The 12,547-nt window shown below is 74.3% G+C and carries 12 protein-coding genes and 1 riboswitch; all 12 genes read left to right on the top strand.

What is annotated here, in order from left to right:
* The first annotated feature begins 11 nt into the window (after positions 1-11).
* The 12 genes from ACZ5WK_RS01250 to ACZ5WK_RS01195 all read left to right on the top strand — a co-directional run bounded on the left by ACZ5WK_RS01250 (position 12) and on the right by ACZ5WK_RS01195 (position 12,486).
* A complete protein-coding gene (locus ACZ5WK_RS01250) occupies positions 12-3,266 on the top strand; it encodes an ATP-binding protein (protein ID WP_465543731.1) in 3,255 nt (1,084 codons plus the stop codon).
* A 120-nt stretch (positions 3,267-3,386) separates the two neighbouring features.
* Positions 3,387-3,857: a cupin domain-containing protein gene (locus ACZ5WK_RS01245; protein ID WP_465543729.1), complete on the top strand. Its 471-nt coding sequence runs from the start codon at positions 3,387-3,389 to the stop codon at positions 3,855-3,857.
* Between the two features lie 16 nt (positions 3,858-3,873).
* Complete coding sequence (locus ACZ5WK_RS01240) at positions 3,874-4,302, top strand: hypothetical protein (RefSeq protein WP_465543727.1); 429 nt, start codon at positions 3,874-3,876, stop codon at positions 4,300-4,302.
* 201 nt (positions 4,303-4,503) lie between these two features.
* A riboswitch (FMN riboswitch) is annotated at positions 4,504-4,631 on the top strand.
* Between the two features lie 188 nt (positions 4,632-4,819).
* Positions 4,820-5,494: a riboflavin synthase gene (locus ACZ5WK_RS01235; protein ID WP_465543725.1), complete on the top strand. Its 675-nt coding sequence runs from the start codon at positions 4,820-4,822 to the stop codon at positions 5,492-5,494.
* Positions 5,491-6,138 (top strand): nicotinamide mononucleotide transporter family protein, encoded by a 648-nt coding sequence (locus tag ACZ5WK_RS01230; RefSeq protein ID WP_396323904.1) that lies wholly within the window; start codon positions 5,491-5,493, stop codon positions 6,136-6,138. The genes ACZ5WK_RS01235 and ACZ5WK_RS01230 overlap by 4 nt, the downstream gene beginning before the upstream one ends.
* Positions 6,135-7,406, top strand: coding sequence for a bifunctional 3,4-dihydroxy-2-butanone-4-phosphate synthase/GTP cyclohydrolase II (locus tag ACZ5WK_RS01225; RefSeq protein ID WP_396323905.1), 1,272 nt, complete (start codon positions 6,135-6,137; stop codon positions 7,404-7,406). The genes ACZ5WK_RS01230 and ACZ5WK_RS01225 overlap by 4 nt, the downstream gene beginning before the upstream one ends.
* A gap of 49 nt (positions 7,407-7,455) precedes the next feature.
* Entirely contained in the window at positions 7,456-7,926 is a 471-nt protein-coding gene (gene ribH / locus ACZ5WK_RS01220) for a 6,7-dimethyl-8-ribityllumazine synthase (protein WP_465543721.1), read from the top strand.
* Positions 7,927-8,052: 126 nt separating this feature from the next.
* Complete coding sequence (locus ACZ5WK_RS01215; RefSeq protein WP_030306151.1) at positions 8,053-8,325, top strand: phosphoribosyl-ATP diphosphatase; 273 nt, start codon at positions 8,053-8,055, stop codon at positions 8,323-8,325.
* A 56-nt stretch (positions 8,326-8,381) separates the two neighbouring features.
* Positions 8,382-9,230, top strand: a complete 849-nt coding sequence (gene hisG, locus ACZ5WK_RS01210) for an ATP phosphoribosyltransferase (RefSeq protein ID WP_396323907.1) — start codon at positions 8,382-8,384, stop codon at positions 9,228-9,230.
* A gap of 149 nt (positions 9,231-9,379) precedes the next feature.
* Entirely contained in the window at positions 9,380-9,814 is a 435-nt protein-coding gene (locus ACZ5WK_RS01205) for a PH domain-containing protein (RefSeq protein ID WP_465543718.1), read from the top strand.
* 285 nt (positions 9,815-10,099) lie between these two features.
* The gene (locus ACZ5WK_RS01200) at positions 10,100-11,443 is read left to right on the top strand and encodes a hemolysin family protein (protein ID WP_465543716.1); all 1,344 of its coding nucleotides are present in this window, start codon (positions 10,100-10,102) and stop codon (positions 11,441-11,443) included.
* Positions 11,440-12,486 carry a hemolysin family protein gene (locus ACZ5WK_RS01195; RefSeq protein ID WP_465543714.1) on the top strand — a complete coding sequence of 349 codons (1,047 nt, stop codon included), beginning with the start codon at positions 11,440-11,442 and terminating at the stop codon, positions 12,484-12,486. Before ACZ5WK_RS01200 ends, ACZ5WK_RS01195 begins: the two co-directional genes overlap by 4 nt.
* Positions 12,487-12,547: the final 61 nt, after the last annotated feature.

The following is a 12,547-nucleotide window of genomic DNA, read 5'->3' as shown; positions in this document are numbered from 1 at the left end:
AGGACGGCCCGATGCCCGTGCTTCCCTTCGTCGGCCGCGCCGACCTGCTGGCCGAGCTGGCGGCGGCGGTCGCCGACGCGCGTGCCGGCCGGGGCGGCCTGACGGTGCTGACCGGCGCGGCCGGCGCGGGCAAGACCAGGGCGGCCGAGGAGGCGGTACGCCGGGCCGACGGGTGCCGGGTGCTCTGGCTGTGGTGCCCGCCGCAGTCCGGCGGCCGCGCGGGCTCCGGGGCGCTGGGCCCCTGGTCGCAGGCCGCGCGCGAGCTCGCCGTCGCCGACCCCGCCTGCGGGCGGCTGGTCGGGGCCTCGCCCGGGCTGCGCGCCCTGGTCTCTGGCGGGCCGGCCCCCTCCGTCGCGCCCGCCGGTGCGGCTGCCGCCGGTCCGCGCACCGCCGACCCGGAGGCGGCCCGGCAGCGCCTCGGCGGCGACCTCGCCGAACTGCTCCGCACCGGCGCGGCCTCCCGCCCGCTGCTGCTCGTCCTCGACGACGTCCACGAGGCCGACGTCTCCTCCCTGCGCCTGCTGACCGAACTCGCCGCCGCGCTGCGCACCGCGCCCACCCTGCTGCTCGCCACCGCCCGCGACGACGGCGCCGCCTGGCCCGGGCGCACCGCCGCCCGGGCCGCGCTCCTGCGGGCCGGCCGGACGCTTCCGGTCGGCCCGCTCACCGAGCCGGACGTCCGGGCGCTGCTCGCCGCCGCGTCCGGCGGACGCACCGGACCGGCGGCCGTCCAGGAGCTGCTGGACCGGACCGGCGGCGACGCCTTCTTCGTCACCGAACTGCTGCGCCACGGCGGCGCCGGACGGCCGGAGCCGCTGCCCGCCACCGTCCGCGCGGCGGTCGCGGCGCGACTGGACGGACTGCCGGACGAGTGTGCGCGGGTCCTCGGCGCGGCCTCGGTGCTCGGCACCCGCTTCGGCCTGGACGTGCTCGCCGAACTCGCCGCCGTACCACTCGGCGCGCTCAGGTCGCTGCTCGCCGCCGCGGCAGCGGAGGGCCTGCTGACGCTGGACGAGCCGGGTGTGGGCGGGTTCCGGCACGAGCTGATGCGGGAGGCCGTCCACGAGGCGCTCGGCCCGGCCGAACGCGCCGCCCTGCACGGTCGCGCGGGCGCGGTACTGGCCGCCCTCGCCGACCGCGGCCGCGACACCGGCCCGGCCGAGGCCGCCCGCCACCTCCTCCAGGCCGGGCCCGAACAGGCTGCTGCCGCAGCGGAGTTCGCCGGACGGGCGGCCGACCGGGCAGCCGTTCTGCTGGCCTTCGAGGACGCGGCCCAGTGGTACGAACGGGCCCTGACGGCGCTCGGGGAGGTGGCGGGCGCGGACGACTCCCGCCGAGCCGCGCTCCTGCTCGGCCTCGGCACCGCGCGCCTCGGCGCCGGCCGGCGGGAGGAGAGCCGCGAGGCATTCCTCGCCGCCGCCGCTCCCGCCCGCCGCGCCGGCCGCCCGGACCTCCTGGCCCGCGCCGCCCTCGGTCTCGGCTCCGGCCCCGCGGGCTTCGAGGTGGACCTCCTCGACCGCCCGCAGATCGACCTTCTCGGCGAGGCCCGCACCCGCCTCCTGGCTGCCTCACCTGCCCCCGGACCGCCCGCCCCCGCGCCGCCCGGCGGCACGAGCGCATCCGACGACCCCCACCCCACCCCGTCCCCGCACGCCGCCCTGCTCGCCGCCGTGACCGCGCGGCTCTCCGTCGCCGACGCGCTGGTCGAGCCGGAGCGGGACCGGCTCGCGCTGGCCGAGGAGGCGGTCCGTGTGGCGCGGGGGAGCGGGGACGACGCCGTACTGGCGTACGCGCTCTCCGCGCTCTGCGACGCCCGCTCCGGGCCCGCGCACTGCGACGAACGGCGGGCCTGGGCCGGGGAGATCGTGGACCTCGCGCGGGGGCTGCCGGAGCCGGACCGGGAGCTGGAGCTGCTCGGCCGGCGCCTGCGCCTGGTCGCCCTGCTGGAGCGCGGGGAGGCCGCCGAGGCGTACGCCGAGATCCAGGCGTACGAAGCGGGCGCCCGGGCGCTGGGCCGACCGCTCTACACGTGGTACGTGCCGCTCTGGCGGGGCATGCGGGCCCTGCTGGAGGGCCGGTACGCCGACTGCCGTGCCGCCCTCGCGGAGACGGCGGAGCTCGGCGGGCGGGCCGGCAGCGCCAACGCCGCCGTCCTCGGCGCGACGCAACGCTGGTGCCTCTGTGCGGAGTCGGGCGCGTCCGACGAGCTGGGCCGGCTGCTCGCCGGACCACCCCCGCTGGACAGCCTGCCGGGCGTCTGGCCCCGGGTGACCAGGGCGCTCATCGCCGCCCAGCTCGGCGACCGTGCCGATGCGGGGCGCCGACTCGCGGCCGTGGCACCGCTGTTGGCGTCCGCCCCGGTGGACAGCGAGTGGCTGCCGATGATGGCCCAGGCCGCGGAGGCGCTCGCGCTCGTCGGCGGGACGACCGCCGAGGCCGAACTGCAGCCGCTCGCCCGCGAGCTCTACGACGCCCTGTACCCCTGTCGCGACCTGCTCGCGGTCGAGGGCATCGCGGCCGCCGTCCGTGGTCCGGTGCACCGGCACCTCGGCCTGCTGGCCACCGTGCTCGGCGAACCCGCCAGCGCCCGCGAGCACTTCACCCGGGCGCTGGCCACCGCCCGCGCGCTCGGCGCACCCCGCCTGGCCGACCGGATCGACCGGGAGGCGGGCACCCGCCGACCGCCCGCCGAGGACGGCCGGCTCTTCCTCCGCCAGGGCGAGTTCTGGCAGCTCCGGTACGCGGGGGAGGAGGTGCGGCTCCCCGACAGCAAGGGCCTGCACGACCTGGCCACTCTGCTCTCCCGCCCTGGCACGCCCGTCCCGGCCCTGGACCTGGCGACCCCCACGCCCGCCGCCGTGGCGGACGAGGTGGTGGAGGCCGCGCTCGGCCTCCACCACCCCACCGACACCGGCGAGTTGATCGACGCCACCGCTCGCGCCGCCTACCGCCGCCGACTGGGCGAACTGGACGAGGAGGCCGCCGAGGCCGACGCCGCGGGGGACGCCGAGCGCTCCGCCCGGATCGCCGTCGAACGGGACGCGCTCGTCGGCCAGCTCTCCGTGGCCTACGGACTGGGCGGGCGCGTGCGCCGCACCGGCTCGGCCGCCGAACGGGCCCGGACGGCCGTGACCGCCAGGATCCGCGCCGCCATCGACCGCGTCTCGCGCGCCCACCCCGCCCTCGGCCGTCACCTGGCCAACGCCGTCCGCACCGGCACACTCTGCGTGTACGAGCCGGAGCAGCCCGTCCACTGGCAGACCTGACGACGACCCGCCTCACATCGTGCGCCCGTTCCTCACGCCTCCTCCTCAGAGACGAACCGCCCACGGACGAGCCGCCCACGGACGAGCCGCCCCGCGGGCGGACCACCCGAGGAGGACGCCATGCCCCGCATCTCCAAGGCCGAGGCCGAGCTCGCGCTGGACGAACCGGTCATCGAGGGCCGCTACGCCGAACTCGGCGGCTACACCGTCGGGTTCGAGACCCACAAGGCGGACGTGGACCCGGGCCCGCTCTTCGCCGGCCTCCCGCAGGACCGTTGCCAGAGCCCGCACTGGGGCGTCGTGGTGACCGGCAAAGTGGTGTTCCGCTATGCCGACCACGACGAGGTCTACCGCGCGGGCGACGCCTACTACGGCGCCCCAGGCCACCTCCCGCTGATCTTCGCCGGGACGGAGCTGATCGAGTTCAGCCCCACCGAGGCGCTGGAGCACACCATGGCCGTGGTCGGCCGCAACCTGGCCGCGACCAAAGCCGCCCAAGCCGCCCAAGCCGCCGCAGCCCCCAGTGCCACCCCGGCTCCCAGCGCCGCCCCGCCCGCGGAAGCCGGCATCGCCGCCGGCGCCGAAGCCTGACCAGGAGGGCCGCACCATGACGACCACGGCAGCCGCACCCACCGCCACCGCCACCACCGACCGCCTCGCGACCCTCCTGATCGCCTTCCTGGAGACCGGCACCCCGCCCGACGGCCTCTTCCGCCCCGACGTGTTCTGCGACCTCACCGTCCCGTCCTGGCGCCTGCAGTCCCGCGGCGTCGACGGCCTGGTCGCCCTTCGGCGGAACGGTCACCCGGCGCCCGGCAGCGTCCCGCGCCACCGGCTGGACCGGACCGACGCCGGGTTCGTGCTGGAGGTCGAGGAGAGCTGGGAGCAGGACGGCGAGCGCCAGTACTGCCGCGAACTGCTGCGCGCCGACGTCCGGGACGGCGCGATCGAGCGCCTCTCCGTCTACTGCACGGGGGACTGGGACGCCGCGCAGCAGCGTCGCCACCACGCCGAGGTGACGCTGCTGGAGCCCTGACGGTGATGCTCCGCCGGGGCCTTGACGGTGATGCCGCCGGAGCCCTGGCGGGCGACGGCGGCCCCGCGCCGGGCGGCCGGAATCCGTCGCCCGCGCGCCCGGCGCATTCCCGCGCCGTACGTGAAACAGACCACAGCGGAAGTCTCTCCCTCGCTTCGCGCGGATCATGGCACAATGACGTCAGTAGTAGCAGTGACGTTCAGCGCACTCCGGGGTCGGTGAAAATCCGAACCGGCGGTTACAGTCCGCGACCCGTCCGCAGCCAGCGGCCGGTTGACCAGGTGAAATTCCTGGACCGACGGTTAAAGTCCGGATGGGAGGCGTGCGCGGCGGACGAAGAGCAGTGCCCGTGGTCCCCCGGTGGACCTCGGGAAGGTGTGCGACGGGAGAGCTCTCTCCCGGCGGTTCTGCGGCACCCCGGCGACGGGTCGTGCCCCGGGGCTCGTGCGCCCGTGCCCGTCCGTGTCCTCTCCCATGCCGCCCCGGAGTCCGCGCCCCAAGCGCGAGGAGAACCCGGGTGTTCACCGGCATCATCGAAGAGCTCGGCGAGGTCGTGTCGATCGAGGAGATCGGCGACTCCTCGCGAATCCGCCTGCGTGGCCCGGTGGTCTGTCAGGGCGCGCGCCACGGCGACTCCATCGCGGTCAACGGCGTCTGCCTCACCGTCGTCGACAGCCCCGAGCAACTGGCTGCCGAGACGGGCGAGTTCAGTGCCGACGTGATGGCCGAGACGCTGCACCGCTCCAGCCTGGGCGAGTTGAAGCCCGGCTCGCGGGTCAACCTGGAGCGGGCGATGGCGCTCGGTGCCCGGCTCGGCGGCCACCTCGTACAGGGTCATGTCGACGCCACCGGCACCCTGTTGGGCCGTGAGCCCGGCGAGCGCGACGCGGAGGGCAACCTCCGCTGGGAGGTGCTGCGCTTCTCGCTGCCCGACAGCATCTCCCGCTACCTGGTGGAGAAGGGCTCGATCACCGTGGACGGCGTCAGCCTCACCGTGGTCGAGGCGGCCCGGGACAGCTTCACCGTCAGCCTCATCCCCGCCACCCTCGCGCTGACCACGCTGGGCGCCAAGACCGTCGGCGAGAGCGTCAACCTCGAGGTCGACGTGCTCGCCAAGTACGTGGAGCGCCTGCTCGAATCGCGCACCCTTCCCCCCACGATCGCCGCCGAGACGACCGGAGAGTCCCAGTGAACTGGCTCAGTGGAGAAGCGTTCACCGTCTTCGGTGAGCACGTGAAGTGGGCCGACATGTTCGGCAACCTGCTCGGGCTGTCCGCCCTGGCGCTGGGCTGGCGCCGCTCGGTGTGGAGCTGGCCGGTGCAGCTGCTCTCCGGCCTCGTGCTGATCACGGCGTACCTGAACGGCCATGTGCCCGGCCTGATCGGCAAGCAGCTGATCGTCGTCGCCACGGCCGCCTGGGGCTGGACGCAGTGGCAGCGCGGCCGGCGCGGCACCGGTGGGATCGCCGTCCGGTTCGCGAGCTGGCCGGAGCGGGCCGCCCTGGTGGCCGGCACCGCGCTCGGCACGGGTGCTCTGGCCTGGCTGTTCCTGGCCAACCCCAGCCTGTCCTGGAGCCCTTGGTCGGACGCCTACATCTTCGTGGGCACGCTGGCGGCGATGGTCGCCCAGGCCCGCGGCTGGGTGGAGTTCTGGTTCGCCTGGATCGCCGTCGACGTCGTCGGCGTCCCGCTCGCCTTCAACAGCGGCTACTCCTTCTCCGGCCTCACCTACTCGATCTACTTCGTTCTGGTGCTGCTCGGCCTGCGCTCCTGGTGGCTGAGCACCCGTGAGCCCCGCACCTCGTCCGCCACCGTCCTCCAGGGAGCCTCCGCATGAGCACCGACCGCGCCACCGAAGGCCTCGTGGCCGAAGACCTCGTGCTCGACCCGGTCGAGCGGGCCGTCGCCGACATCGCGCTCGGCCGCGCCGTGATCGTGGTCGACGACGAGGACCGCGAGAACGAGGGCGACATCGTCTTCGCCGCTTCCGCGGCCACCCCCGAGCTGATGGCCTTCACCATCCGTTACAGCTCCGGCGTGATCTGCGTGCCGATGACCGCCGACGAGCTGGACCGGCTCAAGCTGCCCCCGATGACCCAGGTCAACGAGGACCGCAAGGGCACCGCCTACGCCGTCTCGGTCGACGCCCGCGACGGGGTCGACACCGGCATCTCGGCCGCCGACCGCGCCCGTACCGTCCGGCTGCTCTCCTCGGCCGGCACCGAGCCGGCCGACCTGACCCGCCCCGGGCACGTCTTCCCGCTGCGGGCCGTCGAGGGCGGTGTGCTGGTCCGCCCCGGCCACACCGAGGCCGCCGTCGACCTGGCCCGCCTGGCCGGGCTGGCGCCGGCCGGTGCCATCGCCGAGGTGGTCAACGACGACGGCACCATGGCGCGGCTGCCCGAGCTGGTCGCCTTCGCCCGTGAGCACGGCCTGGCGATCATCTCGATCGAGGACCTGATCGCCTACCGCCGCCGCACCGAGCTGCACGTGGACCGGGCCGCCGTCACCGCGCTGCCCACTGCGTACGGGGAGTTCACCGCGGTCGGCTACCAGGGCAGCATCGACGGGATCGAGCACCTCGCCCTGGTCGCGGGCGGCCTGGACGCCGACGGCCGGCTGCCGGACGGCGAGGACGTGCTGGTGCGGGTCCACTCCGAGTGCCTGACCGGCGACGTGTTCGGCTCGCTGCGCTGCGACTGCGGGCCGCAGCTGGAGGCGTCGCTCCGGAAGGTCGCCGAGGCCGGCCGCGGTGTCGTCCTCTACCTGCGCGGCCACGAGGGCCGGGGCATCGGCCTGGCCCACAAGCTGCGCGCCTACGAGCTGCAGGAGCAGGGCCGCGACACCGTCGACGCCAACCTGGACCTCGGCCTGCCCGCCGACGCCCGCGACTACAGCATCGGCGCGCAGATGCTCGGGGACCTCGGGGTGCGCTCGCTCACCCTGCTGACCAACAACCCGGAGAAGCTCGCCGCGCTCACCGAGCACGGCCTCAAGGTCAAGGGCCGCGAGCCGGTCGAGACCCCGGCGGGCGAGCACAACCTGCGCTACCTGCGCACCAAGCGCGACCGGATGGGCCACGACCTGCCCGGCCTCGGCTCCTGAACCCGAACCACCTCCCGACCGACCCCGCACCCCGAAAGAGGACCAGCCCATGAGCGGCCACGGCGCCCCCGAGCTGACCATCGACAACGCCGCCGACCTCAAGGTCGCCGTGATCGCCGCCCAGTGGCACGAGCAGGTGATGAACGGCCTCCTGGACGGCGCGCACCGCGCGCTCAAGGAGCTGGGCATCGCCGAGCCGACGGTGCTGCGCGTCCCCGGCACCTTCGAGCTGCCGGTCGCCGCCAAGCGGCTCGCCGAGCGCGGCTACGACGCCGTGGTCGCCCTCGGCGTGGTCATCCGCGGCGGCACCCCGCACTTCGACTACGTCTGCCAGGCGGCCGCCACCGGCCTCACGCAGGTCAGCGTGGACACCGGCGTTCCGGTCGGCTTCGGTGTCCTGACCTGCGACAACGAGCAGCAGGCCGTGGACCGTGCGGGCCTGCCGGGCTCCGCGGAGGACAAGGGACACGAGGCCGTCACCGCCGCCGTGGCCACCGCCGCCGCCCTGCGCGCGCTCTGAACCGACCCCGCGCGCGCTCCCCGCGAACCCGCGTTCGGGACCCCGGACCGTGGATGTCCATTGGACTGTCCACGGTCCGGGACCGTTTACCGCCTGTAAGCCCGCACGCCGTAAGGTGAGTCCATCATGGCTTCGAAGACATTCGAGGAGCTCTTCACCGAGCTCCAGCAGAAGGCCGCCACCGGCGACCCCTCGTCCTCCCGTACCGCGCAGCTCGTCCAGCAGGGCGTCCATGCGATCGGCAAGAAGGTCGTCGAGGAGGCCGCCGAGGTCTGGATGGCCGCCGAGTTCCAGTCGGACGAGCAGACCGCCGAGGAGATCTCCCAGCTCCTCTACCACCTTCAGGTGATGATGGTCGCCCGCGGGCTGACGCTCGACGACGTCTACAAGTACCTCTAGTCACCGGTCCAGAGAAACCGCACCACCCCACCGAAACAGGTAAGGAACCGACCTCCATGCTGCGCATCGCCCTCCCCAACAAGGGTTCGCTCTCGGGTCCGGCGGCGGAGATGCTCCATGAGGCCGGCTACCGCCAGCGCAAGGACCCGAAGGAGCTCGTCCTCGTCGACCCGGACAACCAGGTCGAGTTCTTCTTCCTGCGCCCGCGCGACATCGCGGTGTACGTCGGCTCCGGCCGCCTGGACGTCGGCATCACCGGCCGCGACCTGCTGCTGGACTCGCACTCCAACGCGGAGGAGGTGCTGGCGCTCGGCTTCGGCGGCTCCACCTTCCGCTTCGCCCGCCCGGAGGGCGTGGACGTCAAGGACGTGCAGGGCCTGGAGGGGCTGCGGATCGCCACCTCCTACACCGGCCTGGTCGAGCAGCACCTCGCCGACCACGGGGTCAAGGCGACCGTGACCAAGCTGGACGGCGCGGTGGAGACCGCGGTGCAGCTGGGCGTCGCCGACGTGATCGCCGACGTGGTGGAGACCGGCACCAGCCTGCGCAACGCCGGCCTGGAGGTGTTCGGGGAGCCGATCCTGGTCTCCGACGCCGTGGTCATCCGCCCCAAGGGCGCGGGCGAGGACGCCGGCGTCGACCAGTTCCTGCGCCGCCTGCAGGGCGTGCTGGTGGCCCGCCGCTACGTGCTGATGGACTACGACATCCGCGCCGAGAACGTCGGCGCGGCCGTCGCGCTGACCCCGGGCCTGGAATCGCCGACCGTCTCGCCGCTGCACACCGAGGGCTGGGTCGCGGTCCGCTCGATGGTGCTCCGCAAGGAGGCCCAGCGGATCATGGACGACCTGTGGGGCATCGGCGCCCGCGCGATCCTGGTCACCAACATCCACGCCTGCCGCCTCTGACCGCCCGCCGCCTCCGGCCCCCGGGGGCGGTCACCGGCGCGGAGTCGGGTACCGGTTCAATGGGGTGGGGACGCCGGCCGGCGTCCGCACCCCTTCCGCCGGCCTTCCCCAGGCCGGACCTCCCCAGAACGACCCCCCGGAGACCCCACGTGTCCACCCCCGCCGAGCTCCCCGTCACCTGGGCACCGCGCCGTACCCGGGCCGTGCTGCTGCCGGTCTGCGCGCTGCTGGTCGTCCTGTTCGCCGTGATCGCGGTCGCGCTCCCGGCGAGCTGGCAGCTCAACGACCGGATCATGATGGTGCTCAGCGGGGTCTTCTTCGCCGCCGCCGGCCTGATGCTGGCCCGCCCGCGGGTGAGCGCGGACGCCGAGGGCGTCACCGTGGTGAACTTCGTCCGGCGTCGCCGGCTGGGCTGGGCCGAGATCGTCCGGGTCAACTTCCGTCAGGGCGACCCGTGGGCGACGCTCGACCTCGCCGACGGCACCTCGCTCGCGGTGGTCGGCATCCAGTCCGGCGTCGGCAAGGCGCAGGCGATCGCGGACGCCCGCGCGCTGCGCGACCTGGTCGATCACCACGGCCGCTGACCGGCCGGCCGCCGAGGGCCCGGCCGCCGATGGCACGGCCACTGAGGGTCCCGGCGCCGTAGAAGGCCCGGCCGGCCGCACGAAGCCGTGGGCCGCCTGTCCGAACACGGATCCGACAGCCGTACGGGTATCGTCTACGCTGGTAAAAGCAGGGCAAAGCGCACCGCCGGCGGTCCCCTGGCCCTGCTTCCGACGACCAGAGGAGTGACACCCCCCGTCCATGGACGATCCGTCCGGTAGTACCCACGCCGCCCCACTTCCGACCACCGGAAGGCAGGCGGCACTGTGATCACCGCCTGGCTGCTGCTGTTCGCGGCACTTCTGCTCATCCTCGCCAACGGCCTCTTCGTGGCCGCCGAGTTCGCCTTCGTGACCGTCGAGCGCGGGGCCGTCGAGCGTGCCGCCGAGGCCGGCGACGCACCGGCCGGCCGGGTCGCCAGGGCCCAGCGCCACCTCTCCTTCGAGCTCTCCGGCGCCCAGCTCGGCATCACCGTCACCTCGCTGGTGGTCGGCATGCTCGCCGAGCCGGCGCTCTCCGTCCTGCTGAAGCCCGTGTTCACCGGTATCGGCCTGTCCGACGGCGCCGCCCGCGCCGCCGCCGTCGTCATCGGCATGATGATGGCCACCGTGGTGCAGATGGTGATCGGCGAGCTCGTTCCGAAGAACTGGGCGATCTCCCGGCCGCTCCAGGTGGCCCGCGCGGTGGCCGCCCCGCACATGGCCTTCTCCCGCGCATGCCGCCCGCTGATCAGCTTCCTGAACGGCTCCGCGGACCGCACCGTCCGCGCCTTCGGGATCGAGCCGCAGGAGGAGCTGGGCCACGCCCGGACCCCGGCCGAGCTCGTCTCGCTGGCCCGGCACTCGGCCAAGGCCGGTGCGATAGACGAGGAGTCGGCCACCCTGTTCGTGCGCACGCTCGGCCTGGGCGAGCTGACCGCCGAGTCGGTCATGACCCCGCGCGTGGACGTCGCCGCCCTCCAGCGCGACGCCAGCGCCGCCGACGTGCTCAACCTCACCCGGGCCACCGGCCTCTCCCGCTTCCCGGTCTACACGGACAGCCTGGACGAGGTCACCGGCACCGTCACGCTCAAGGACGCCCTCGCCGTCCCGGCCGCCCGCCGCGGCCTGGTGCGCGTCGGCGAGCTCGCCGTGCCGCCGCTGCTGGTGCCCGAGACGCTCCCGGCCGAGCGGCTGCTCGACCAGCTGCGCCGGCTCCAGCCGATGGCCATCGTGGTGGACGAGTACGGCGGCACCGCCGGCGTGGTCACCGTCGAGGACATCGTCGAGGAGATCGTCGGCGAGGTGCAGGACGAGCACGACCCGGCCGACACCCCCGAGCTGGTCCCGCTGCCGCCGGTCGGCGGGCAGCCCGTCTGGGCCGCCGACGGCCGGGCCCGGATCGACCAGCTGGAGGCCATCGGCCTGCACGCCCCCGACGGCCCGTACGAGACGCTGGCCGGCCTGGTCTCCGACCTGCTCGGCCGCCTGCCCGTCCCGGGCGAGCAGGCCGAGCTGCCCGGCTGGCGGTTCACCGTCGAGGCCGTGGACCGCCACCGCACCAGCCGGGTGCGGGTCGAACGCACCGGCGGCCACCACCAGTTCGGCGACGACGAGGACGGGACCCGATGACCGCGCTCCAACTGGCCGTCGCCGTCCTGCTGCTGCTCGGCAACGCGTTCTTCGTCGGCGCCGAGTTCGCCGTCATCTCGGTCCGGCGCAGCCAGATCGAACCGCTCGCCGAGGCCGGCAACAGGCGCGCCCGCACCGTGCTGCACGCGCTCTCCAACGTCTCCGCGATGCTCGCCGCCGCCCAGCTCGGCATCACCGTCTGCTCGCTGGGCCTCGGTGCCCTCGCCGAGCCGACCATCGCCCACCTGCTGGAGGGCCCGTTCCACGCGATCGGGATCCCGTCCGGCCTGATGCACCCGCTGTCGTACGGCATCTCGCTGGCCGTGGTGGTCTACCTCCACATGGTGATGGGCGAGATGGTGCCGAAGAACATGGCGCTGGCCGGCCCGGAGAAGGCCGCGCTCTGGCTCGGCCCGCCGCTGGACCGGCTCGCCCGCTGGCTCACGCCGGTGATCCGCTTCCTGAACGCCTTCGCCAACGGCGTGCTGAAGCTGTTCAAGGTCGAGGCCAAGGACGAGGTGGAGTCGGTCTTCACCACCGAGCAGCTGATGTACCTGCTGCTCGACTCCCGGGACGCCGGCCTGCTCGACGAGGACCGCCAGGAACGCCTGGAGGACGCCCTGGAGATGGGCCGCCGCCCGGTCACCGACGTCCTGCTCAAGCCCGAGCAGCTGGTCACCGTGGATACCAAGGTGACCGCCGCGCAGGTCGAGGAACTGGCGCTGCGCACCGGCTTCTCACGGTTCCCGGTCACCGACGGCGACCCGGCCGGGCAGGGCTACCTCGGCTACCTGCACCTCAAGGACATCCTGGACGTCGAGGACCAGTCGGCTCCCGTCCCGGCGCGCCTCTGGCGGCCGATCACGGTGCTGCGCGGCACGCTCCTGCTGGACGACGCGCTCGGCGCGATGCGCCGGGCCGCCTGCCACCTGGCCGCCGTGCTCGACCAGGACGGCCGCACGCTCGGTGTCGTCACGCTGGAGGACGTGGTGGAGGAGCTGGTCGGCGAGGTCCACGACCCGGACCACCGCTCCGCCGCCTGATCCGCCACCGGGCATTCCGCTGTGGGCGATTCTGCTCTGAGCGTTCGCCTGTTCCCATGCC

Source organism: Kitasatospora sp. NPDC032757 (assembly GCF_055579305.1).
This window is presented reverse-complemented; position numbering and strand designations above follow the sequence as displayed.